General features: G+C 40.0%; 27 protein-coding genes. 11 read left to right on the top strand and 16 right to left on the bottom strand.

Going from position 1 to position 22,383, the window contains the following annotated elements:
* Position 1 precedes the first annotated feature (1 nt).
* From trpB to FTV04_RS14860, 10 genes are all read right to left on the bottom strand, one after another.
* Positions 2–1,210 (bottom strand): tryptophan synthase subunit beta, encoded by a 1,209-nt coding sequence (gene trpB / locus FTV04_RS14905; RefSeq protein WP_180005109.1) that lies wholly within the window; start codon positions 1,208–1,210, stop codon positions 2–4.
* Between the two features lie 131 nt (positions 1,211–1,341).
* Complete coding sequence (locus FTV04_RS14900) at positions 1,342–2,529, bottom strand: VWA domain-containing protein (RefSeq protein WP_078188499.1); 1,188 nt, start codon at positions 2,527–2,529, stop codon at positions 1,342–1,344.
* Positions 2,530–2,732: 203 nt separating this feature from the next.
* The gene (locus FTV04_RS14895) at positions 2,733–3,185 is read right to left on the bottom strand and encodes a hypothetical protein (protein ID WP_180011246.1); all 453 of its coding nucleotides are present in this window, start codon (positions 3,183–3,185) and stop codon (positions 2,733–2,735) included.
* 79 nt (positions 3,186–3,264) lie between these two features.
* Entirely contained in the window at positions 3,265–4,116 is an 852-nt protein-coding gene (locus FTV04_RS14890) for a MoxR family ATPase (protein WP_180011248.1), read from the bottom strand.
* Positions 4,117–4,137: 21 nt separating this feature from the next.
* A complete protein-coding gene (locus FTV04_RS14885; protein ID WP_078193907.1) occupies positions 4,138–4,521 on the bottom strand; it encodes a hypothetical protein in 384 nt (127 codons plus the stop codon).
* 21 nt (positions 4,522–4,542) lie between these two features.
* On the bottom strand, positions 4,543–4,851 hold the full coding sequence (locus tag FTV04_RS14880; RefSeq protein WP_180011296.1) for a YcgL domain-containing protein: 309 nt from the start codon (positions 4,849–4,851) through the stop codon (positions 4,543–4,545).
* Positions 4,852–4,975: 124 nt separating this feature from the next.
* Positions 4,976–6,118: an HRDC domain-containing protein gene (locus tag FTV04_RS14875; protein ID WP_180090227.1), complete on the bottom strand. Its 1,143-nt coding sequence runs from the start codon at positions 6,116–6,118 to the stop codon at positions 4,976–4,978.
* 201 nt (positions 6,119–6,319) lie between these two features.
* Complete coding sequence (recR, locus tag FTV04_RS14870; protein WP_180040987.1) at positions 6,320–6,916, bottom strand: recombination mediator RecR; 597 nt, start codon at positions 6,914–6,916, stop codon at positions 6,320–6,322.
* 12 nt (positions 6,917–6,928) lie between these two features.
* Positions 6,929–7,258, bottom strand: a complete 330-nt coding sequence (locus FTV04_RS14865) for a YbaB/EbfC family nucleoid-associated protein (RefSeq protein ID WP_078188506.1) — start codon at positions 7,256–7,258, stop codon at positions 6,929–6,931.
* A 32-nt stretch (positions 7,259–7,290) separates the two neighbouring features.
* The gene (locus FTV04_RS14860; RefSeq protein ID WP_180090225.1) at positions 7,291–8,478 is read right to left on the bottom strand and encodes an O-succinylhomoserine sulfhydrylase; all 1,188 of its coding nucleotides are present in this window, start codon (positions 8,476–8,478) and stop codon (positions 7,291–7,293) included.
* 142 nt (positions 8,479–8,620) lie between these two features.
* On the opposite strand from FTV04_RS14860, the gene FTV04_RS14855 reads away from it, so the two are divergent.
* From FTV04_RS14855 to FTV04_RS14835, 5 genes are all read left to right on the top strand, one after another.
* Positions 8,621–9,715 (top strand): alpha/beta fold hydrolase, encoded by a 1,095-nt coding sequence (locus FTV04_RS14855; protein WP_180090238.1) that lies wholly within the window; start codon positions 8,621–8,623, stop codon positions 9,713–9,715.
* A gap of 18 nt (positions 9,716–9,733) precedes the next feature.
* Entirely contained in the window at positions 9,734–10,606 is an 873-nt protein-coding gene (locus tag FTV04_RS14850) for an NAD(P)-dependent oxidoreductase (RefSeq protein WP_180090223.1), read from the top strand.
* 88 nt (positions 10,607–10,694) lie between these two features.
* Positions 10,695–10,964, top strand: a complete 270-nt coding sequence (locus FTV04_RS14845; protein WP_078188510.1) for a YARHG domain-containing protein — start codon at positions 10,695–10,697, stop codon at positions 10,962–10,964.
* A gap of 31 nt (positions 10,965–10,995) precedes the next feature.
* Positions 10,996–11,409, top strand: a complete 414-nt coding sequence (locus FTV04_RS14840; RefSeq protein ID WP_078188511.1) for an HIT family protein — start codon at positions 10,996–10,998, stop codon at positions 11,407–11,409.
* Between the two features lie 312 nt (positions 11,410–11,721).
* Positions 11,722–12,801: a porin gene (locus FTV04_RS14835; protein ID WP_180090221.1), complete on the top strand. Its 1,080-nt coding sequence runs from the start codon at positions 11,722–11,724 to the stop codon at positions 12,799–12,801.
* 268 nt (positions 12,802–13,069) lie between these two features.
* Here FTV04_RS14835 and hpaI read toward each other — a convergent pair whose 3' ends face one another.
* Entirely contained in the window at positions 13,070–13,864 is a 795-nt protein-coding gene (gene hpaI, locus FTV04_RS14830) for a 4-hydroxy-2-oxoheptanedioate aldolase (protein ID WP_180090219.1), read from the bottom strand.
* 252 nt (positions 13,865–14,116) lie between these two features.
* On the opposite strand from hpaI, the gene nfsB reads away from it, so the two are divergent.
* Complete coding sequence (gene nfsB / locus FTV04_RS14825; RefSeq protein WP_180090217.1) at positions 14,117–14,770, top strand: oxygen-insensitive NAD(P)H nitroreductase; 654 nt, start codon at positions 14,117–14,119, stop codon at positions 14,768–14,770.
* Between the two features lie 115 nt (positions 14,771–14,885).
* Positions 14,886–15,119, top strand: coding sequence for a hypothetical protein (locus FTV04_RS14820; protein WP_078188692.1), 234 nt, complete (start codon positions 14,886–14,888; stop codon positions 15,117–15,119).
* 338 nt (positions 15,120–15,457) lie between these two features.
* Here FTV04_RS14820 and FTV04_RS14815 read toward each other — a convergent pair whose 3' ends face one another.
* The 4 genes from FTV04_RS14815 to FTV04_RS14800 all read right to left on the bottom strand — a co-directional run bounded on the left by FTV04_RS14815 (position 15,458) and on the right by FTV04_RS14800 (position 19,198).
* Positions 15,458–16,312 (bottom strand): EamA family transporter, encoded by an 855-nt coding sequence (locus FTV04_RS14815; protein ID WP_180049406.1) that lies wholly within the window; start codon positions 16,310–16,312, stop codon positions 15,458–15,460.
* A 111-nt stretch (positions 16,313–16,423) separates the two neighbouring features.
* Complete coding sequence (fba, locus tag FTV04_RS14810) at positions 16,424–17,461, bottom strand: class II fructose-bisphosphate aldolase (protein ID WP_180007283.1); 1,038 nt, start codon at positions 17,459–17,461, stop codon at positions 16,424–16,426.
* Positions 17,462–17,583: 122 nt separating this feature from the next.
* Positions 17,584–17,859, bottom strand: a complete 276-nt coding sequence (locus tag FTV04_RS14805; protein ID WP_078193510.1) for a hypothetical protein — start codon at positions 17,857–17,859, stop codon at positions 17,584–17,586.
* A gap of 151 nt (positions 17,860–18,010) precedes the next feature.
* Positions 18,011–19,198 carry a phosphoglycerate kinase gene (locus tag FTV04_RS14800; protein WP_180090215.1) on the bottom strand — a complete coding sequence of 396 codons (1,188 nt, stop codon included), beginning with the start codon at positions 19,196–19,198 and terminating at the stop codon, positions 18,011–18,013.
* Positions 19,199–19,338: 140 nt separating this feature from the next.
* Between FTV04_RS14800 and FTV04_RS14795 the strand changes: the two genes are divergently transcribed.
* The 4 genes from FTV04_RS14795 (at position 19,339) to FTV04_RS14780 (ending at position 22,230) form a co-directional block, all read left to right on the top strand.
* Positions 19,339–19,722, top strand: coding sequence for a DUF2237 family protein (locus tag FTV04_RS14795; protein WP_078188698.1), 384 nt, complete (start codon positions 19,339–19,341; stop codon positions 19,720–19,722).
* On the top strand, positions 19,722–20,315 hold the full coding sequence (locus tag FTV04_RS14790) for a nucleoside triphosphate pyrophosphatase (RefSeq protein WP_180027243.1): 594 nt from the start codon (positions 19,722–19,724) through the stop codon (positions 20,313–20,315). The genes FTV04_RS14795 and FTV04_RS14790 overlap by 1 nt, the downstream gene beginning before the upstream one ends.
* Positions 20,316–20,421: 106 nt before the next feature.
* Entirely contained in the window at positions 20,422–20,967 is a 546-nt protein-coding gene (locus FTV04_RS14785; protein ID WP_180090213.1) for a hypothetical protein, read from the top strand.
* A 96-nt stretch (positions 20,968–21,063) separates the two neighbouring features.
* Complete coding sequence (locus FTV04_RS14780; protein ID WP_180004635.1) at positions 21,064–22,230, top strand: cupin domain-containing protein; 1,167 nt, start codon at positions 21,064–21,066, stop codon at positions 22,228–22,230.
* Here FTV04_RS14780 and FTV04_RS16660 read toward each other — a convergent pair.
* Positions 22,202–22,383 (bottom strand): hypothetical protein (locus FTV04_RS16660; RefSeq protein WP_218949945.1); only part of this gene is annotated, 182 nt, incomplete at its 5' end. The genes FTV04_RS14780 and FTV04_RS16660 overlap by 29 nt on opposite strands.

The raw sequence follows: 22,383 nt of genomic DNA, 5'->3' as shown, positions 1-22,383 counted from the left end.
ATTAATTTAAACCTAATTTTTCAGCCACATAGTCTGAGTCTTTATCGCCCCGGCCTGAAACGTTAACCACAATCTTCACATCTTTGGCAAGTTTTGATGCTTCACGAATTGCCCATGCAACCGCATGTGAACTTTCTAGTGCAGGCACAATACCTTCTACACGTGAAAGCGTCATGAATGCATCTAAACATTCTTGGTCTGTCGCTGTTGTATATTCAACACGGCCTAGGTCTTTTAACAAGCTATGTTGTGGCCCCACTCCAGGATAATCCAAACCTGATGCAATTGAATGCACTGGTAATGGCTCACCCTGTTCATCTTCAAGGACATAACATGCCATACCATGAATTTGACTTGGTTTACCCAATGTCAACGTCGCAGAGTGCATATTGGTATCTAAACCATGGCCTGCAGGCTCTACACCCACAAGTTTTACATCTGTATCATTGAGGAATGCTGTAAATGCACCAACGGCATTTGAACCACCACCCACGCATGCAACCACATAGTCAGGATTTGCACCAAATCGATCATTGGCTTGAACTTTAATTTCATCACCAATAATTGACTGGAAGTCACGGACCATTTTCGGGAATGGATGTGGGCCAACCACTGAACCAATCGCATAAATAAAATTGGTTGGATCTTTTAAATATTCTTCAAAAGCGCTATCTACTGCATCTTTGAGCGTAGCTGTACCACGTGTAACAGAGATCAGGTTGGCACCTAAAATCTTCATTTTCACCACGTTTGGATGTTCTTTTTCAATATCCACTTGCCCCATGTGAATTTCACATGGAATACCTACCAAGGCACAAGCCGTTGCCAATGCTACACCATGCTGACCCGCGCCAGTTTCAGCAATCACTTTGGTTTTACCCATGTATTTTGCTAACAAAGCTTCGCCAAGGCAGTGGTTAATTTTATGCGCACCGGTATGGTTGAGGTCTTCACGCTTTAGGTAGATTTGTGCGCCACCTAATTTGTCAGACAAGCGCTTTGCATAAAACAATGGACTAGGACGTCCAACATAGTGTGCAAACAACTCTTTCAATTCATTTTGAAATTCTTCTGTATGACGAATTTGCTCATAAGCAACATTAATGTCATCCATTGCCTGTTTTAAATCTGGTGGAATGAACTGCCCACCGTATTCACCGAAGAAACCTTCTTCATTAGGTAATGCGATACCATTAATTTGATGATCCATCATATTTCCTTCATGTTGTATGCAAAACAAAGACTTTTAAATACTATCCAATTTTGAAAATAAGAAACAATGCAAAATTGGAGTAAGTAATATAAACATCATTGATAAGAAAAAGTAGCGTTTTTAAAGCTTTAGCGCGCTAAATATTTCGTCATATCTTCCACGCCTTTTAGGGTCATTGGGAACATATGATCTTCAAAGATTTGTTTAATCGCAGCTATGGTTTGGGTGTAATGCCAATAACTTTCTTCTTCGGGGTTTAACCATGCTGTTTTATCAAAATGATTGCGTAAGCGCTGTAACCACACCTGACCAGCTTCATCATTCATATACTCCACAGATCCACCTGCCGAGTTCAACTCATATGGTGCCATACTCGCATCACCGACCACGATGACACGGTAATCTCGCCCATAGGTATTGAATAGATCCCATGTATTCATACGCGTGCTTGAACGGCGAATATTATCTTTCCACACATAGTCATATAAACAGTTATGGAAATAGAAATACTCCAATGTTTTAAATTCAGTTTTTGCAGCGGTAAAGAGCTTCTCACATTGGGCAATATGTGAATCCATCGACCCCCCCACATCAAACAGCATCAAGACTTTAATACGGTTACGTCGTTCCGGAACCAACTGCACATCCAAAATACCTTGTTTGGCCGTTTCACGAATGGTTCCGTCGATATCCAGCTCTTCTGCTGCACCTTGACGGGCAAATTTACGCAAACGACGCAAAGCCATTTGCATCTGACGACTGCCGAGAATCTGCTCATCATCTAGGTTTCGGTATTGACGTTGTTCCCACACTTTCACCGCAGATCGTTTACGACCAGGCCCACCGATACGCACGCCTTCAGGATGGTCGCCATAGGCACCAAACGGCGACGTACCACCCGTCCCAATCATCCGATTACCACCCTGATGCTTTTTATGCTGTTCGCGCAAACGCTCTTCGAGCATTTTCATCAGTTCTTCTAATGATCCGGCTTTTTTTAATTCTTCTCGTTGTTCTGGTGTTAGATGCTTTTCGATGAGTTCAAGATCAAACCAATCCTTTGGCAGTTTATGTACCTGATTTAATAGCTCATCCAAATCAAAGGTGGCAATACCGTCAAAATAGTCCTTCATTGCACGGTCGAACTTATCAAAGTAACGTTCATCTTTGACCATGACGGTTTTTGCAAGCTGATAAAATTCATTTTGATCTGCAAAGACCAGCCCTGCTGCCACTGCTTGGTTCAAGTCAATCAATTCACGAGTTGAAACAGGAACACCGTATTTTCGAAGGGTATAAAACAATCGCACAAACATAGGCGAATAAAATCCAATAAAAATTAAATATCAGGAGGTCAAATCCAGTGTGAATGCATGTGATCTTGTTATTTCATCTGCAACTGAGTCTTGCCTTTACGCATACCATTATGAAAAATTGATCTCTACAAGTAAAGCCAAAAGCTTTTACTGCGTGTTCATATACATTGCCCTACTACCCAAAGAAAAGTAAATGACATGATTTAATCGCAAGTTGCATTTCTTTCTTTAAGTGATTTTTTAAGAGTTTCATATTTGCGCTGAACATCGAGACGATCTTGCTGCAACTTTTCAATAGACACGATTTTATGAAAACCTTGATGGTTTCTATAGCGGTTAAAATCGCTTAGGTTCAAGATCACAAAATCATAGTATTTCAGCTCGAGTACAGTTGCAGCACAGGCCTTTTGTTGAATAGCCGTTTGAGCTACAAGATGACCTGATTGATCGATGAGCTTTTCTTTAAGTTGATGTTCTGCAACTTGCGCCCAATACGCATCTTGGAGTAGCTGTTGATGCTGCTGTTCAAACTGAGCATCATCCATCGCATAGCTATAACTAGATAAATACAAGCTCGCAGCCAACAAAAGTACAGTCGGTTTTAATCTCCTAGGTACAGCTATGTGTACACGAGATACGTATGCACTTGTCTGCATAATTCACCTTTATATTTTTTAATGCTCAAAATAAAAGCCGGATAACCGGCTTTTAAATCTTTTATAGAATTGATATCAATTAACGACGTGACATAAATGCTAGACGTTCAAGCAATTGCACATCTTGTTCGTTCTTAATCAAGGCACCATAAAGTGGTGGAATTGATTTCGATTTATCCGTATTTCGTAAAATATCTTCTGGCATATCATCCGCCATCAGCAAACTCAACCAATCAATCAACTCAGAGGTTGAAGGCGGTTTCTTTAAACCCGGAATTTGACGTAATTTAAAGAAAATTTGTAGTGCTTCAGAGACCAAGGTATTTGAAATATTTTCAAAATGTACATCTATGATTTCACGCATGGTTGCTTCGTCAGGGAATTCAATATAATGAAAGAAACAACGACGCAAGAAGGCATCTGGAAGTTCTTTTTCATTATTTGAAGTAATGATCACGATTGGACGTTGTGTTGCCGTAATCGTTTCACCCGTCTCATACACAAAGAAGGACATTTTATCGAGTTCATGCAGCAAATCATTAGGGAATTCGATATCTGCTTTATCAATCTCGTCAATTAGAAGTACACAACGTTCTTCACTAGTGAATGCTTCCCAAAGCTTACCCGGCTTAATATAGTTTTTGATGTCATATACACGGTCATCGCCCAACTGACTATCACGCAGACGAGATACGGCGTCGTACTCGTACAAACCTTGCTGAGCCTTGGTCGTTGATTTGATATGCCACGTAATGAGCTTAAGCCCTAAGCTTTCAGCCACTTGTTCGGCTAAAAGTGTCTTACCTGTCCCCGGCTCACCTTTAACCAAAAGTGGCTTTTGCAATGAACGTGCAGCTTTTACTGCAAGTTTTAAACTATCGGTCGCAATATATTGATCTGTACCAGTAAATTGTTGAGTTTCAACAGACATGACATAACCTTATTTTTTTATTTAAAGCGGTGAAATTTTCTTGTTTACAACGTGCTGTGGTTTCGCTGCATTGTATTTGGTCCAAAAATAACCGAGGACTAAACCAATACCCACCACAAAGAGAATCAGCGATAGATTCAACCAAACCAATGGCTGATCTTTTGTTAATACACCAAAAATCAAACCAAAAATCGCAGGTGCGATGGCTGCATTTGAACCTTCAGAAACGGTTGGTGTTAATAAAATAGCAAATACGATAAGCCAACCAATGGCACCGATCGTTTTGGGTAAGCGCTTCATCAGCCCATACCAACACAACAAAGCAATTACAGCCCCACCTAGATAAACCGTAATTGCAATACTGCTTTCAGGAATTGAGTCCAATACCGATACTACACCATTCATTTTCACAACTCCTGAATTAACTTAAGCGCCGCGCAAGCCTTCTGGCTCAACCGCATTTGGGTCAATTAAACCTTCTGGAGGCATTTGAATAAAGAACCCTTTTGTTTCAATTGAATCTATGACATGCAATACGTTCACACGTGCAAGTTTGCGTGATTCACTAAGTTCTAGATCCATGACAAATGTGGCACGACCAAACGCTGTACGTAATGCATCAGGCATTACTGCAAGCGGATCTGTCGCTTCAGTTTCGTTTTCATTAACTTCAGGACGAGCAATATAAAGATACATTTCATCTTTTTTGCTCGATTTGTAGATAGAACAGTACATAATTGAATCAATACTCATTAAACGCAAGGCAAAGGATACATCAAAAAAAAGACTGATACATTAGTGTTTATTAACGCATCAGTCGTGAATTTGTATAAGTGATAGTTCTTTAATCAATCAGAACTTATTCCATCACTTTCATTTGACCAGAAAGATAGCTTTCATCGGCATGCAGTACTTCAATTAAAGGCTTCGTCAGCAAATCATAGCGCCAGCCCAATAGGTAGCTCGGTAAATCCTGTTCATCATTATGAAATACCACATGCTGATACAAGGCATTTAACCATTTTTTGCGCATTAAAACTTCTTTAGGCACAGAGGTTTCTTGTACTGCACGCTGAATAACGGTATCGACACGTGAACCAATATCTTGAGAAGAGTGACGAATTGGACGTGCCATACGCAGCGGCCATTCAGCTTGTTCTGGTAAAAACTTCAACAAATCTAAAATAATTTTACCATGCTCACGCACAATGTTCGGACGAATGTCTTTCACCGCACTCAATTGAAAATTATTTTTTGGATTTTTTTCAACCATATCAATGATGGTTGAGTTTTTAAGAATAAAGCTACGTGGCTGATTTAAGGCTTTCACCATTTGCTCACGCCAAACGGCCAATTGCTGAATTTGCATGAGCTGACGACGTGAATGTCGATAATTACCAATATCGTGATACAGCATATGGATCGGCGTTTCAGTGCCAATTTCATAAGTTAAATTTTTGCAGTCCTCAAGCACACAATTTAATAAACTTTTCGCAGCCAATTCATTCTGAATCGTATGGCTTAAATTCATTAAATAATGTACATCATTCGCTGCATAGTTCAATTGCTCGGCACTGAGTGGACGAGCCAACCAATCTGAACGTGTCTGATCTTTATCTATATCTACATCGAGCATAGTTTTTAAGGCATTTTGATAGCTGACTTGTAAGCCATGCCCTAAAAATGACATCCCAACTTGGGTATCAAAGACATTTTCTAAAGACTTATGCTGTGCATAGTGATAAATCAGGTCGATATCTTCACTACAAGCATGAAAAATGTTTTGCTGAGCCGCAAATAATTTTTGCCAGAATTGGCTTAAATCGAGGGTTGTACCATCAAGTAAATACACCTGATTTTGTACATTAATTTGGAAAAGTCCAAGTTTGGGCCACAGGGTATCTACTTTTATAAACTCGGTGTCGAGTCCGTAAATCGAGCTTTGGTCCATAAGATTTAAAACAGAATTTAAATCTGGCTGATTTTGAATGAATTGATACATAAGTTGCTGAGTCTAATTTTAGATGCTCTATGAGCTTATATTAACTGATATATATTATTTATCTATAAGGAAAAACGTTATTTTAGTGACTAATTTTCTTTATTTGGCTTTTTTATTCATTATAAATAAAAACTTTAATCGTTATTAAGTATAAATAATTAGGTGAAAATTATACAAAGCGAAACGAGTTTCGCTCTATATTTACTTCATTCGCATTCGGTTATGCACGGCCTGACTTAAGGTATGACTATCCACATATTCAAGCTCACCACCCTGTGGTACACCCTGTGCAATACGGGTCATTTGTATTGGTAAATGTTTAGTCGCTTCAAGCAAATAATGTGCTGTCGCTTGACCTTCAACCGTTGCATTGGTCGCCAAGATCACTTCCTGCACTTTACCATCACTTAGTCGTTGAATTAAATATGGAATACCAATTTCGTCGGGGCCAATACCATCGAGTGGCGACAAATGTCCACCCAATACATGATATTTCCCTCTAAAACTGCCACTTTGCTCGATTGCCATGACATCTGCGGGAGATTCAACCACACAAAGCAGTTGATCATCACGTTCTGACGAGACGCATATGTTGCACACTTCATCTTCAGTCAATGAATGGCAAATGGAACATTCATGAATATAGTTGGTTGCTTCAGTCAAGGCATGTGCCAGACCAACAGCACCCTCCCTATTTTTCATGATTAAGTGCAGTGCCATTCGTTGAGCCGACTTTGGCCCAACGCTTGGCAAAATACGCAATGCCTGTACAAGTTGATCAAAACGATCACTAAACATTTAACGTATTCCTTAGAATAAACCTGAAAGGCCTGGTGGAAGCCCCATACCCGAGTTTGCAGATTTCAGTTTTTCTTCTGAAATCACTTCAGCTTGACGTGAAGCATCATTCATTGCCGCTGCAATTAAATCTTCAATCATATCTGCATCATCTTGAAGTAGTTCAGGATTGATTTCAATACGTTTCACCACATGACGCGCAGTCATAGTAACTTTAACCAGACCACCACCTGCTTCAGCGTGAACTTCAACTTGTGCAAGCTCTTCCTTCGCTTTTTTAATGTTGCTCTCAACTTCTTTTTGCATGCGTTGAGCTTGCTGCATGAGCATATTAATGTTCATAAAAATCTCCGAACAAAACTGATGAATTCACTTTAGATAAGATCTAAACCGCGTGAAAGATCGCGAATAATATCATTAATATCTTCTAAACCAACAGATACGCGAATTAAACCTTCGCTAATCCCTGCTGCTTTTTTCGCTTCTGCTGACATTCTGCCATGAGAAGTCGTTGCAGGATGGGTAATTGTTGACTTTACATCACCCAAGTTACTTGTAATAGAAAGGAACTTGGTATTATCAATCACTGTCCAAGCGCCTTCACGTTCGCCTTTCACAACAAACGATACAACTCCGCCAAAGCCTTTTTGTTGCTTTTTCGCCAACTCATGACCTTCGTGATTTGGAAGTCCCGCATAGTACACTTTTTCAACTTTCGGGTGTGCATCTAACCATTCAGCTAAAGTTTGAGCACTTGCACAGTGGGCTTTCATACGTAAGCTTAAAGTTTCTAGGCCTTTCAGGAAGATCCATGCATTGAATGGACTCATCGAGTTACCCAGTGTACGAATAACACCTGTAATCTCTTCCATCAATTTTGCACTACCTACAACAGCACCACCGAGCGCACGACCTTGACCATCAATATATTTTGTTGATGAGTAGATCACGAGGTCCGCACCAAATTTAATCGGTTGCTGTAACACTGGTGTACAGAAAGTATTATCGACTGCAAATAATGCCCCATGCGCATGTGCAATATCAGCAATGGCTTGTAAATCCCCTACTTGAGCTAATGGGTTTGACGGTGTTTCAATAAACAAGAGGCGTGTAGTTGGGCGAATCGCTTGTTTCCAAGCATCTAAATCTTCCAAATCAACAAAAGTAACGTCAACACCAAATTTGATGACATATTTTTCAAATAGAGAAATGATCGAACCAAAGACAGCACGTGAACACACCACATGATCGCCAGCTTTCAAATATGCCAAAGTGATCGCGTGTACGCCCGCCATACCTGAACTTGTCGCAACTGCGGCTTCAGCACCATCTAAAACAGCTAAACGTTTTTCGAAAGCTTGTACAGTTGGATTGGTATAACGTGAATAGGTATTGCCTTCAATTTGACCTGAAAATTTTGCTGCGGCATCTGCTGCACTTTCACAAACAAATGATGAAGTCAGGAAAATTGGCTCGCTATGTTCACCCTCAAAAGTACGAGTATGACCTGTACGAATCGCTAAAGTCTCTAATTGGTATTCGATGTCGTCTTGTTGGCTCATCTGTATTACTCAGTCGCGAAGAACTGCCTTTGTGAAGAATTGCCAATATTTTGAGCGTCTAAGCTATTTAAGGTCAAGGTAAAATACGAAATTATCGCTTAGACTTCGACCAATCCTACAAGGACTTAGGCAATTGACAGTTATGCACCCTTTCAAACAGAAATTTCTGGCGCAGCAAAAGAAAATTAAACACCTGTCTAAACGTGTGTTTAATGCAAAATCGCTGGTCCTTTCTCAATCGACACCCTATGAAGTAATTACTGAATATAAACATGCAAAAGTTCGGTATTACGCTTCGCCTGATCGTAAATACAAAGAACCCTTAGTATTTGTTGCTCCACTAGCCATCAATATGGCGATTTATGATTTGTATCCATATCGCTCATTGGTGAAACATTTTCAACACAGTGGCTTTGATGTCTATTTGTTGGAATGGGGAAAATTAAACTATCAAGATCGATTCTTAAATTTTCTATCGTTTATTGATGATGTGATTCCACATTGTATTGATCAAATTTGTGAGCATGCAGATAGTCGATACATCTCGCTACACGGTTGGAGTATGGCTGGAGTCTTTGTCACGCTGTATACCGCATTACATCAACCTGAACATGTTAAAAATCTAATGGTGATGGGCGCACCGATTGATAGCTATGCCTCAGGTCGTATCGGAAAGCTATTTCAAAAAACCAATCGCTTGCTTTCACGTAGTAAGAATTTACAAGATAAGGTCTACACAGGGAAAATTCCTAAACATTTTATCCATACACCGGGCGTACTCAATGCGATTGGATTTAAAATCGTTGATCCAATGGGTTGGTTCAAAAGCCAAAAACAATTTCTATCTAACTTAGATAATCTGCATGACCTGTATGAACATGCAACCATGGGCGATTTTCTCAATCACATGATTGACTATCCGGGTGGAATTAACCAAGACATGGTGTTCAATGTTTGGCTACAAAATCCACTTAAAAACGGCATTATTCAATTGAAAGATAAAGTTATTAAATTAAAAAATATCCACTGCTCTTTGTTGATTGGCGCGGGTTCTACCGATCAAATCGTTACTGCTGATGCAGCAAGTCCTTTAGGCGAATTGACAAGTAGTCAAGATGTCACGTTTACTCTCATTCCCGGTGGTCACCTCGGCCTGATGTCGAGTCAAAAAAGTGCCAATCAATTTTGGCCAACTTTGACCCAGTGGCTTACACAAAGATCCAGTTTATTGAAATAAAAAATTTAGAGGGTTAAGATGATTCAGTCAGTTGCATTTATCGGATTGGGCGCAATGGGTTACCGTATGGCAGCGCACCTACCAAAACAGTTCGACACGGTTTATGTCTGGAATCGAAACTTTACCAAGGCAGAACAACATGCTGCTGAATTTGGTACGCAAGCGGTTGCTTTAGAGCAAGCCGTACAAGCGGACATTATTTTTTCCTGCCTACCTATCAGCCAAGATGTTGAAAATTTAATTGCGAGTGTGACGCTGAAATCAGGCTCGATTTGGGTCGACTGTACCAGCGGTGTGCCAGAATCTGCAAAAAAACTCGCTGCAGCCTTAAAGCAACAAAACGTTTCGTTCTTAGACGCCCCTGTGAGTGGACAAACCATTGGCGCTGAAACGGGAACATTAACCGTCATGATTGGTGGTGACGCAGCAGCCTTTGAACGTGCATTACCTGCGATCCAAACATTTGGCAGACTGATTAAACATGTGGGTGAACCGGGTGCAGGTTTTGCTGTGAAAGCTGTAAACAACATGTTAATGGCTGTAAATCTTTGTGCAGTTGCTGAAGGATTCACCACCTTAAAAGCGCATGGCGTGGACTTACACCAGGCACTCGATTGTATTAATGCATCGAGCGGTAAAAGCAACGTGACCGAAACTGTTTTACCTCAGCGCGTACTGAATCGTAGCTTCCCATTAACCTTTGCACTTCCATTACTTGCAAAAGATACGGGAATTGCTGTTGATCTGGTGCGACAAGGAAAACTTTCAGCACCTGTGCTCTCTTTGACGCAAAATTTAATCCAAGCAGCAAGCGATCAAGCTGAAGAAAACAGTGATTTTTCAAGCGCTATGATTATGTATGAAAAATGGAGTAAAATTACAATTGAGTAATAACTCGCCATTGAATAACGATAAATAACCATCATATTGTACTCTAGTGTCATAACACACATTGTTACAAATGACAGAGGAAACTCGCATGAACAAATTTACCCTTGCAACTTTGCTAGGTGCTGTAACTTTAATCGGGGCTTCTACTGCTGTTTTAGCATCTGAGCAAGAATGCCAAAAGTTGAAAAATGACCATGACGTGATTTATGCATCGAAAGGTTTTTGCTTTAAAGATCCTGATGCTAAAGCGAAGTTTGGCAATGACAATTGCTACACAACTAAGCCTAAATTTTCAGAAAAAGAGCAACAACGACTTGACGCGATCAAAGATCGTCAGAAAGAATTGAACTGTAAATAATTACGATTCAATTCGCTCAAGGAATTTAGCAATGACTTATGATGATCAAAATATTTTTGCTCGGATTTTACGTGGAGAACTTCCTGCGTTTAAAGTCTATGAAGATGATCAAGTACTCGCTTTTATGGATGTCATGCCACAGGCCGAAGGTCATACGCTCGTAATTCCTAAAACCCCTGCTATTACGCTGCTTGATTTAGATCCAGAAGCGGCTGCTTATACCATTCAGGTTGCTCAAAAAGTTGCGAAAGCAATGGAAAAAGCCTTAGACGTGAAAGGTATCGTATTGATGCAGTTGTCTGGCGCTGCTGCGGGTCAAACTGTTCCGCATGTGCATTTCCACCTAATTCCGACTTCAGTGCATGAATTAGGTAAACATGCCGCACAAATGGGCGATATGGAAAAAATCAAAGCCATTGGCGAAAAAATCAAAGCAGCACTTTAAGTTCAATTGAGTTTAAAGTGATGATCAATGGAGCTTCGGCTCCATTTTTTATATCTACACTATTACGCTAACTATTTTTAGCTTTAAACAACTTAATGTTCAATTCAACTATAAACACTTAATAAATATTAATTTTTATAAATATAACAGCAATTTAAACCAAAAATCACCTTTCACCGTATTGAAATATTTCCTTAATAGAACTGTCTTATTTGTAATGAATACTTAGCGCCATTAGATAGCGAAATTACTTCTAGCCAAGCTACTGATAAAACATATTGATATGACTGGAAAAGTCTTCTGGAGCTTCAAATGAAAAAAACTCTATGTGCATTAGCAATCGGGGCAACAATTCTTACACCAATGATGGCATCTGCTGCAGATGTAAAAATTTATGGCCGTGCACATGTCTCTCTTGACTATCTAGATGATGGTAAAGATTACAACGAAGTTGGTCTTTCTTCTAACGCTTCACGCTTAGGCTTCAAAGTAGATCAAAAAATTAATGATGACCTCAACGTATTCGCTCAAATTGAGCAAGAAGTAAACTTTGCAAGCGGTAGCCAAGACAGCAAAGGCGTAGATTTTTCAACACGTGACACATTCGTGGGTTTAAAAAGTTCAACTTATGGTCAAGCACGTGTAGGTCGCTTTGACAGCCCATTTAAAGTTGCACGTAGCCCTGTGAACTTCTTCGGTGACATGGTTGGTGACGTTCGTAACGTAACACGTGTAGGCAACTTAAAATTTGATGAACGTAATGAAAACACCATTGAATATAAATCTCCAAAATTTGGCGGTGGTTTCAATGTATTAGCTGCAATGTCTATGCATTCAGGTACACAAATTGACCGTGACGCAGATGGCGAAGGCAAAGATGATAACAAAGCCTATGACCTTGCTCTAACTTATAAAGAAGGCCCAATTGATTTTGCAGCAGCATACGAAAAGTATGATGAAAATGCAGCAAACGCAGCAGGTGGCGCAAGTCGAGATGCATTCCGTATTGCCGGTGCATATAAGTTAACTGAAGAATTTAACTTGGGTGCTTTATACCAAATTGCGAAACACGACAACGATACAGCCAACCCAGATGCTCAAGTTTTTGGTGTAACTGGCGAATATAAAGTAACGCCTAAAACCTCAGTACGCGGTGAATACTTCTACCGTGACGTCGATGCTGATGATGCCAATGCAAGCTTGATCGGTGTGGGTGTAGAACATAAGTTAGATAGCACTTTACGCGTATATGGCAACCTAGCAACTGTGCTTAACGACAAAAACTCTAAACTCAACCCTTGGAAAGAAGGTCGTAGCTTCGGTAACGGTATCACAGGGATCGGTGATGAAAATGCAACTGCACTTTCTCTTGGTCTACGTTACGACTTCTAAGCTGCAATATCTCCCCCAAAAGACATACTCCGGTATGTCTTTTTTACTCTTAAATTCAAAAAAGAAGAGCAACAAAGATTAAATTATTAGAGAGAAGCAAGTTGAGTTCGCATTTTGCTTCCGACCGGTCAAAGTTGCATCATGAACTATACTCATCTCACTCAAGAACAAAGATATCAAATATACAACTCGTTATGCAGAGGTTTTTCTAAGGCTGTACTAGCTCAAATCTGATCTGACGGTTACCAATTGCTTAAGGCTGTACCGCTTAGTAACCACCTTCTGTTTTCATCACTTGGGTATCTGTTTTATACTTCGATAAAAGCTCACGTAACGAATTCATGAGCACACTGGTGTCGACACCCACGGCAACAAATTCTGTGCCTAACTCGATATACTTCTGAGTCACATCATGCTGTGTCGACAAAATACCTGCTGCTTTACCCGCCTTACGTATACGCTGAATTGCATCAATCACGGTTTTTTGTACTTCAGGATGGTTCGAATTCCCCTGATAACCCATCGTCGCCGACAAATCCACCGCACCAATAAATACCCCATCGATGCCTTCAATTTTCAGTATTTCATCTAAGTTTTTAATCCCCTCTACCGACTCAATCTGAATCAGTAAACAGATATTTTCATGTGCCGTTGCATAGTAGTCAGGGATACTGTTCCAACGTGTTGCACGTGCTAATGCTGCACCAACGCCTCGAATACCCTCGGGTGGATAACGTACTGCCTTAACCATAAGTTGAGCTTGTTCAACAGTTTCAACCATAGGTATCAGCAAGGTTTGCGCACCAATATCCAACAGTTGTTTAATCAGTTGCACACTACCAATTGGAGGTCGAACTACGGCTTGCGAAGGATATGCAGCAATACTTTGCAATTGCGATAATGTCGTCCGCAAGTCACTTGGGGCATGCTCGCCATCAATCAGCAACCAGTCATAACCTGCATTTGCAGCTATTTCAGTCCCATAAGCATCGGCTAAACCGACCCACAAACCAATCTGCTGTTCGGTTTTTAATTTTTTCTTGAAATGATTGGTGTAATCCATCGCTGCTGTCTCATGCTTAAATTATGATTAACTACAATTGATTAAACGCCTTTTGGCAAAAACTACCAATAGCATTTATCTATCTTATGATTTTATATAACTCTAATTCGCACTTCATACAGCTTAAATCTGTTAATTTTTAGCCATTGAGTCCAGCATATACGACTAAGATCTATCTTTGGAAAATTTTCTCCTTAGACCATTTGGCCATTTATCCGCTAAACTACAGCAAACTATATCTGGAGATATTCGATGGATCTGTTAAACGTATCAAAACAACGCTATACCACGAAAGCATATAATCCTGCTAAAAAAATTCCACAGGAACAATTTGAGCGTTTATTACAAATACTCCGTTTAACACCATCTTCCATTAATATTCAGCCTTGGCATTTTTTTATTGCAGATCATGATGCAGCCAAACAACGCATTGCCAAAGCCTTAGTAGGAAAATATGCCTACAATGCCCCAAAAGTTTTAGATTCATCACATACGATTTTATTCTGTACTAAAGCAGACATCACTACAGAGCATTTAGATAATCTTTTAAATCAGGATGATCGTAGTGGTCGCTTTAAAGATGACAAAGCCAAACAAGGTCAAAAAGACAGCCGTACAGGTTATGTCGATTATTATCGTAATGAAAAAGGTGATATTCAACGTTGGGCTGAAAACCAAACATTTATTGCTTTAGGTCAAATGCTTTTGGCAGCAGGCATTGAAGGTGTGGATGCAACACCGATTGGTGGATTTGACGAAGCCATCATCACTGAAGAATTGGGCTTAGTTGAACAAAACTTGATTCCTTCTGTACTGATGACTTTAGGCTATCGTAGCGAAAATGATTTCAATGCGAAATTACCTAAATCACGTCTGAATGCTGAAGAAATTTTTACACATCTCTAGGCTTTTCATAAAACCGACGAAAGGGGCTATTTTACCTCTTTTTTGTCATTTCGGGACTTATTATTTAAACAATTATCGAGTATATTCTGCTCAAAATATACTCAGGTCTCTCCCTATGCCTACAGCTATAAAATTACCCATGAAATTTCATTGCGAAGCGTGCAATACGGTTTATTTACAAAAATATGCGGGCGATATGCTCCATAGCTATCCAAACTGCCCAAACTGTAAACAACCGGGTCAGTTACAAGGCACGATTGAAACTCAAGATTTCCTAAAACACCCCGTTGCAGTGGGTAAATGTTATTTTGAAAACACCTTACAACGTTTTCAACAACTCACACGTTAACTAAGCATCTAAAACTAAAAGCCCTCAAATCGAGGGCTTTTTTAATAACGACATATTTAGCAACAATGTGAAAATATAATATTTATAAATTGGTCTGAACTTTGCTGAATAATTTGAATCAGAACAACAAATCAAGCAGAGGTGGGACATGTCATATTTACTACAAATGCCGATGAAGTTTGAATGCGGTCATTGCCATCAAATGTATCTGTATACTTATCAATATACTGATCATCACTGCCCTGAGTGTCCGAGTTGTCGAGATCAAGGACTGCTCATGGGCGTGGCTGAGTGGGATGATTTGCTACAACACCCGATCGTTTTTGCTAAAAGTTATCTTAGACAGACATGGCATATGCTAAGCAAACCACACTCATGATCCCTGCAATCAAACCAAATACGGTTGCGACTCTCAATTTTTCTTTAAAGATGATGAGGCCCGCAACCACACCTAAAACTACAACCAAAATATTCATGCCAGCAAAGACGATTGCAGGTGTGTCTTTAAGCAACATGTGGGCTTTCACATACAGTGCAATATTGGCAAAGTTTAAGAGACCTAAGCCCAATCCAGCGAGGATATTTTTTGTCTGCCCCAGACTGCCGTGTTGTACGATGTTATAAATACTCGAAAGTAGAAATGAACAAATAAACACCAGATTTAAAGTCACCGCAAACTGCATGCCCAAACCTGAGGCAAATTTTAATAGCACATCAATCAGTGCATAGCCTGCCCAAACGCTTAATAAAAATAAAATCCCCTGCTTTCCATCAATGCTTCCCTTACGCTGTGAAAATAAAATCAGCAATACCGCAAGTACACCAAGCGCAATACCAATGAGCTTAATGGCATTAAAATATTCACTGAAAATAAAATAGGCTGCGCTAAGAGAAAGCACAACCGATAAGCGCTGAGCCAATTCGGTTTTTAAAATACCTGCTGTTTGCAGTGAGCGTGCTAAGCAATAAAAAATCGTCGGCAGTAATACACCCAAAGCCGCAATTAAAACCCACGGCGTTTTATTAATCGAAATATGGGCTAGATCCGGCTTAAACCATAGAAAACATAAAATACTCGCAGATGCATAATTCCATGTGATCATTTGTGCAGGGTTAAAACCCCGATCACGACAGAGTTTTAGAATTACTGAAACGAGAACACTGCAAATCGCGGCAGCAAAGATCAATTCCATGACACGCTCTTATTCTTGAGTTGTATTTAAAGCAATTTTTCTAAGTTCAAATCAAAGAAAAGCCCACTTAATTGTGGGCTTTTCTTCAAAAATAATCTATCTCAAGACAAATTATTTATAGTGACTCACCATTTTCTCTAAAGAAATTGGACGAATCTTGTCAGCATTACCCGCTGTACCAAATGCTTCATAACGATCGATACAAATTTGTTTCATTGCATCAACAGTTGCAGAGAAGAATTTACGTGGGTCAAATTCAGCTGGTTTTTCAGCCATCATACGGCGCATAGCACCTGTAGAAGCAAGACGTAAGTCAGTATCGATGTTAATTTTACGAACACCGTGTTTGATTGCGTCTACAAGTTGGTCTACTGGAACACCGTAAGTTTCGCCGATGTTACCACCGAATTCATTAATTACAGCCAACCATTCTTGTGGCACAGAGCTTGAACCGTGCATTACAAGATGCGTATTTGGTAACGCAGCGTGAATTTCTTTAATACGGTCAATCGCTAAGATGTCACCTGTAGGTGGACGAGTAAATTTGTACGCACCGTGTGAAGTACCCACCGCAATTGCAAGTGCGTCAACATTTGTATCTGATACAAATGAACGCGCTTCTTCAACTGAAGTTAAAAGTTGAGAATGGTCAAGTACGCCTTCAGCGCCTACACCATCTTCTTCACCAGCCATACCAGTTTCAAGGCTACCTAAACAACCGATTTCGCCTTCTACTGAAACGCCACACGCATGTGCCATTTGAACAGTACGACGAGTCACATCTACGTTGTATTCGTATGAAGTTGGTGTTTTACCGTCTTCACCTAATGAACCGTCCATCATCACTGATGAGAAACCAAGTTGAATAGAACGTTGACATACGTCAGGGCTAGTACCATGGTCTTGGTGCATAACCACAGGAATATGTGGCCATTCTTCGATTGCTGCCAAAATCAAATGACGCAAGAACGGAGCGCCTGCATACTTACGCGCACCCGCAGATGCTTGTACAATTACAGGTGAATTTGTTGCATCTGCTGCAAGCATAATTGCACGCATTTGTTCTAAGTTGTTTACGTTGAATGCTGGTACGCCGTAAGCATGTTCGCCGGCGTGATCCAAGAGCTGGCGCAATGAAATAAGAGCCATAATATCCTCCCAGGTAATGCCGCATATTCTACATGCTCAATCATTTCAATTCAGCAACAAATAACACTATTTAAAAAAAAATCCCTGCATTTGCAGGGACTTTTTAAATAAAGACAACAATCTTAGTGAGCTGCTGCTGCTGAAGCGGCTGTTTCAGCGTCAGCTGTTGCTTCGTCTGCAGGTGCATTTGCAATTTCAGCAGGAACATCTTGGTTCTTTTCATCCAATACTGGCTTATCAAGTTCATCAATGGCTTTTTGTTGTTCTGGCGTTGTTTGAGCATTGTCTACGGCAACAGCAGATGCTTCTGATTCCGTTGGTGCAGACTCTTTTTTAGCACAAGCTGTCAAAGTTAATGGTGCGATTAAAAGTACAGCAAGTGCAAGTTTTAAGTTCATCGTTGTTTCCTACTACTGCGAATTAGGTGTTGCGATGAATTTTATTGCAGAAATATTGCACTTTGATGACGACAAAATGAATGGGCGATAAAAAAAGGCTGACCGAAGCCAACCTTTTTTAATACTGTATTATCTTATTGATAATACTAAATTAAGCACGGTCAAGAAGCGCCGCTACAGCAGGAAGAGTTTTACCTTCAACGAATTCAAGGAAAGCACCACCACCAGTCGAGATGTAACCAATTTTGTCTGCAACTTCATATTTATCAATTGCAGCAAGCGTATCACCACCACCCGCGATCGAGAAGCCTTCAGATTCAGCAATCGCTAAAGACAATGCTTTAGTGCCTTCGCCGAATTGATCAACTTCAAACACACCTACTGGACCATTCCATAGAATAGTTTTTGAAGTTTTCAAAATCTCAGCAAATGCTTTTGCAGTTTCAGGACCTACATCCAAAATCATATCGTTGTCTGTTACATCTTCAACTTTTTTCACAACAGCTTTTGCAGCAGCTAATGAACCAAGGAAGTCAGCAAAATCAATTTCAGCAGCATCAGCAACAACAACATCTGTTGGAAGTGGTACAGATACTTTTGCAGCAATGGCTTTTGCTGTGTCGATCAGGTCATTTTCACAAAGTGATTTACCAACATTAAAGCCCGCAGCAGCTAAGAATGTATTGGCAATACCACCACCCACGATCAATTGATCACAGATGTCAGATAGTGAAGTTAATACATCTAATTTAGTAGAAACTTTTGAGCCTGCAACAATCGCAACCATTGGTTTTGCAGGAGTTTTAAGTGCACGACCTAGCGCATCAAGCTCAGCAGCAAGTAAAGGACCTGCAGCAGCCACTTTTGCACAACGTGCTACGCCTTCAGTCGATGCTTCTGCACGGTGAGCCGTACCAAATGCATCCATAACGTAGACATCACAAAGTGCTGCATATTTAGCAGATAATTCAGGATTGTTTTTCTTTTCACCTACATTGAAACGGCAGTTTTCAAGTAAAACCACTTGACCTGGCGCAACGTCAACATCGTCCAAATAGTCAGTGATCAGTTGAACGTCTTGACCCAAAGCTTCTGTTAAATAAGCGGCTACAGGCGCTAGAGACTGTTCTGCTTTAGGCTCACCTTCAACAGGACGACCTAAGTGTGAATACACCATTACAGCAGCACCTTTTTCTAAAGCTGCTTTAATTGTTGGCAACGCCGCACGTAAACGTGCATCGCTTGTAATCACGCCATTTTTAACTGGTACGTTAAGATCTTCACGGATCAGAACACGTTTACCCGCCAAATCTAGGTCAGTCATACGCTGAAAGTTCATGCATTACTCTCTTTTATTGATATCAAAACGCGACGATTTTAAATGATTATGCAGAAAAACGTTAGCTTCTTTTGCAGAAAAGCTATGTCGAGCCAAAGTTTTGTTATGATAGCGAAAAGCCTTATAAAGATTCAGCGCTTATGTCGATTCATCCAGACCCAAATATTAATCGTTTAAATGTTTTAGGCGAACCCTTGGCAAGCTGTTGTTTTGATCCGATTACCGGATATTTTAGAAATGGCTTTTGCCATACAGCAACAACAGACCTTGGTCAGCATACGATGTGTGCACAAATGACATCTGAATTTTTAAACTTTTCCCAAAAAGTTGGCAATGACCTAATCACACCTTTACCCGAAGTTGGTTTTCCAGGATTACAACCTGGTGACTTCTGGTGTATCTGTGTGACTCGCTGGGTGGAAGCGTATCAAGAAGGATTTGCCCCACCTATTAAAATACAAGCGTGTCACCAAGCGGCGCTGTCTTATGTACCGCTTGATGTACTTATGGAATATGCAGTGTAATGAGTACTCCCAAAATCATTTTGGCTTCGAGCAGCCAAACCCGTAAAGACCTGATGGACCGTTTACGGATTGATTACCACTCAATCGTACCAGATATAGACGAAACACCTCGCGGTGAGAACCACGCCGATGAGTTAGCGAAGCGACTGGCATTTGAAAAAGCTTCAGCGATTGCAAACCAGCACCCAGATGCAATTGTGATTGGTTCTGACCAAGTCGCATGGCGCGAAGGCGCACCGGATATTTTTATTGGTAAACCGCTTTGTGATGAAAAAGCCATTAAGCAGCTTCAAGCCAATTCTGACAAAATCGTTTATTTCAGTACTGCACTCAGTGTCCAACAAAAATCGACAGGTTTTGAACAAACCCTGGTCGAGCACTATAAAGTGAAGTTTCGCAAACTTAGCTTGCCTGAAATTGAACGTTATGTTCAGGTTGAACAGCCGCTGCACTGCGCTGGCAGTTTTAAATGTGAAAGTTTAGGGATTAGCTTATTTGAAGAAATGATCGGGCAAGACCAAACTACACTCATGGGTATGCCGATGATTAAACTCTGCAATATTTTGCGTGAGCTTAAGATCTTAGTCCCATAATTTTAAAATCTTTATTTGTTACAGCATAATAAACACATCATTAGCTCTTTATGGGCTAATGATTAAAAAGTCACTTACTTATTTATTACAACCAAGAACTGAAAACATGAAAACGTTTAATTTAATTTCATCTAGCCTCATTAGCATTAGCCTTCTATTTTGTTTGACAAACGGTCATACCAATACAGTGAATCAAACTGTGACCAACTCTCAGCAATACAATAAAAACTTAGTCAATGAATGGGTTCAATATAAATTTATCTATGCTGAATTAGAACAACAAGGCGCTGCAATGCAGGAGCAAATCATTCAACAACTAGGCACTAAAACCAAAACCGGTGGGAGTAACTCACCAGAACAACAAATCAATAAACTGGTTGCTCTAGGCAAACAAAAATTTGAAAGCATTCAACCACAAACAGTTGAAGTGAAAAAACTTCTAAAACTACAAACCGAAAACGTTGAAATGATGGCAAAAGTCATGCCGAATCATTTCAAATTAATGTCTGATAAAGAAAATACTAAAATTGATACCAATGCACATTTTGAGCAATTCATGAAATTTTCAGCGACTACGGCTGCTGCCAATAGCTATGATTTGGAAGTTGAAAAATTAGTCATGCAATATCTCAAAGACAATCCTTTAAAATAGTCTCAAGTTAATCGAAATAATTTAATGAAATAGAGCCTTGCTAAAAACTGGAATCTCAAGGGACAATATATCCATTGAAATTGTATGTATTTAGCTATGGCTCATTCTCTTGACATCCTCGGCGGTATCAGCGCTGAACAATTCCTTGCCGAATATTGGCAGAAAAAACCATTATTGGTTCGTAATGCACTCCCTGAAATTGCCCATATACTAGAACCCAAAGACATTCTTGAATTGGCTTTAGAAGATAACGTCACTGCACGTCTCATCAAACAAAAAGATCGTGATCCTAACCAATGGACAGTAAAATCTTCTCCACTACTTAAAGCTGATTTTCAAAAAATGCCGAAACTGTGGACTTTATTGGTTCAAGCTGTCGATCATTATTCTTTTGACCTAGCCGAGCTTTGGAAGCAGTTTTCATTTATTCCGCAATGGCGTCGTGATGACATCATGGTGTCGTATGCACAAAAAGGTGGCTCTGTCGGACAACATTTTGATTTTTACGATGTATTCCTCGTACAAGGCTATGGTCACCGCCGTTGGCAATTAGGTCAGATGTGTGATGCAGATACTTCATTTGTCGAAGGTCAACCGCTTCGCTTACTGCCAGAAATGGACGTTCATTTTGATGAAGTGCTTGCTCCCGGCGACTTACTTTATGTACCACCAGGCCTATCACACTATGGCGTAGCTGAAGATGAATGTCTGACGTATTCATTTGGCTTCCGCATGCCAAATGTCACTGAAATGATGGATCGAGTGACAGACAAATTCACAGACAATCCTCTACTTAAAAATCCATTAACTGACATTTTACGTGACCAAATCAGTGCGATTGGCCAAGTGACTGAAAATGAACTTGAGTATTTAAAAGAAAAGTTATTTGAACAATTGCAAAATTCAACCGTACTTGAAGATGCAATCATGAGCTTAATGTCAGAACCTAAATATCCTGACAATATTCCTGAAGCAGAAGAAATCGGCACTGGTGATTTAGAGGAAGCTCTAGATCAAGGCTATCAACTCATGTTAGAACCTGCTTCACGCTTACTTTACACAGAGCAAGATGGTGATATTTTGTTTTGGGCAAATGGTGAAGGAATCTGTATCTCAGACGAATTTGCATTGCATTTAAAAACCATTGCCGATGGTCAAAGTCTAGCGCTAGACGAATCTTTATATGATGCTGATATTTTAGAAGATATTGCCATGCTATTAAATGAATCTGTACTCATGCTCGTCCCAACAGAAGCTGAATAAAATCAATAAAAAAGGGAGCGTCACGCCACTGCTGTCCCACAAAAATCACAAGAGGAACCTCAATTGAGGTTCCTCTTGTTTTATCACCCTCTTGTCTGGTGAGAATAGCGATTTCAAATACTTCCTTTCGAATAAGTTCACTTGGATAATTCT

The sequence above is a fragment of the Acinetobacter sp. YH12219 genome (genome assembly GCF_013417875.1).
In the GTDB taxonomy this organism is placed as follows: Bacteria; Pseudomonadota; Gammaproteobacteria; order Pseudomonadales; family Moraxellaceae; genus Acinetobacter; species Acinetobacter amyesii.
This window is presented reverse-complemented; position numbering and strand designations above follow the sequence as displayed.

Excerpts from the sequence above, each read along its gene's own strand:
- trpB (WP_180005109.1), bottom strand. The coding sequence starts at position 1,210 with ATGGATCATCAAATTAATGGTATCGCATTACCTAATGAAGAAGGTTTC.
- FTV04_RS14900 (WP_078188499.1), bottom strand. The coding sequence starts at position 2,529 with ATGTTTGTGCGATTGTTTTATACCCTTCGAAAATACGGTGTTCCTGTT.
- FTV04_RS14895 (WP_180011246.1), bottom strand. The coding sequence starts at position 3,185 with ATGCAGACAAGTGCATACGTATCTCGTGTACACATAGCTGTACCTAGG.
- FTV04_RS14890 (WP_180011248.1), bottom strand. The coding sequence starts at position 4,116 with ATGTCTGTTGAAACTCAACAATTTACTGGTACAGATCAATATATTGCG.
- FTV04_RS14885 (WP_078193907.1), bottom strand. The coding sequence starts at position 4,521 with ATGAATGGTGTAGTATCGGTATTGGACTCAATTCCTGAAAGCAGTATT.
- FTV04_RS14880 (WP_180011296.1), bottom strand. The coding sequence starts at position 4,851 with ATGTACTGTTCTATCTACAAATCGAGCAAAAAAGATGAAATGTATCTT.
- FTV04_RS14875 (WP_180090227.1), bottom strand. The coding sequence starts at position 6,118 with ATGTATCAATTCATTCAAAATCAGCCAGATTTAAATTCTGTTTTAAAT.
- recR (WP_180040987.1), bottom strand. The coding sequence starts at position 6,916 with ATGTTTAGTGATCGTTTTGATCAACTTGTACAGGCATTGCGTATTTTG.
- FTV04_RS14865 (WP_078188506.1), bottom strand. The coding sequence starts at position 7,258 with ATGAACATTAATATGCTCATGCAGCAAGCTCAACGCATGCAAAAAGAA.
- FTV04_RS14860 (WP_180090225.1), bottom strand. The coding sequence starts at position 8,478 with ATGAGCCAACAAGACGACATCGAATACCAATTAGAGACTTTAGCGATT.
- FTV04_RS14855 (WP_180090238.1), top strand. The coding sequence starts at position 8,621 with ATGCACCCTTTCAAACAGAAATTTCTGGCGCAGCAAAAGAAAATTAAA.
- FTV04_RS14850 (WP_180090223.1), top strand. The coding sequence starts at position 9,734 with ATGATTCAGTCAGTTGCATTTATCGGATTGGGCGCAATGGGTTACCGT.
- FTV04_RS14845 (WP_078188510.1), top strand. The coding sequence starts at position 10,695 with ATGAACAAATTTACCCTTGCAACTTTGCTAGGTGCTGTAACTTTAATC.
- FTV04_RS14840 (WP_078188511.1), top strand. The coding sequence starts at position 10,996 with ATGACTTATGATGATCAAAATATTTTTGCTCGGATTTTACGTGGAGAA.
- FTV04_RS14835 (WP_180090221.1), top strand. The coding sequence starts at position 11,722 with ATGAAAAAAACTCTATGTGCATTAGCAATCGGGGCAACAATTCTTACA.
- hpaI (WP_180090219.1), bottom strand. The coding sequence starts at position 13,864 with ATGGATTACACCAATCATTTCAAGAAAAAATTAAAAACCGAACAGCAG.
- nfsB (WP_180090217.1), top strand. The coding sequence starts at position 14,117 with ATGGATCTGTTAAACGTATCAAAACAACGCTATACCACGAAAGCATAT.
- FTV04_RS14820 (WP_078188692.1), top strand. The coding sequence starts at position 14,886 with ATGCCTACAGCTATAAAATTACCCATGAAATTTCATTGCGAAGCGTGC.
- FTV04_RS14815 (WP_180049406.1), bottom strand. The coding sequence starts at position 16,312 with ATGGAATTGATCTTTGCTGCCGCGATTTGCAGTGTTCTCGTTTCAGTA.
- fba (WP_180007283.1), bottom strand. The coding sequence starts at position 17,461 with ATGGCTCTTATTTCATTGCGCCAGCTCTTGGATCACGCCGGCGAACAT.
- FTV04_RS14805 (WP_078193510.1), bottom strand. The coding sequence starts at position 17,859 with ATGAACTTAAAACTTGCACTTGCTGTACTTTTAATCGCACCATTAACT.
- FTV04_RS14800 (WP_180090215.1), bottom strand. The coding sequence starts at position 19,198 with ATGAACTTTCAGCGTATGACTGACCTAGATTTGGCGGGTAAACGTGTT.
- FTV04_RS14795 (WP_078188698.1), top strand. The coding sequence starts at position 19,339 with ATGTCGATTCATCCAGACCCAAATATTAATCGTTTAAATGTTTTAGGC.
- FTV04_RS14790 (WP_180027243.1), top strand. The coding sequence starts at position 19,722 with ATGAGTACTCCCAAAATCATTTTGGCTTCGAGCAGCCAAACCCGTAAA.
- FTV04_RS14785 (WP_180090213.1), top strand. The coding sequence starts at position 20,422 with ATGAAAACGTTTAATTTAATTTCATCTAGCCTCATTAGCATTAGCCTT.
- FTV04_RS14780 (WP_180004635.1), top strand. The coding sequence starts at position 21,064 with ATGGCTCATTCTCTTGACATCCTCGGCGGTATCAGCGCTGAACAATTC.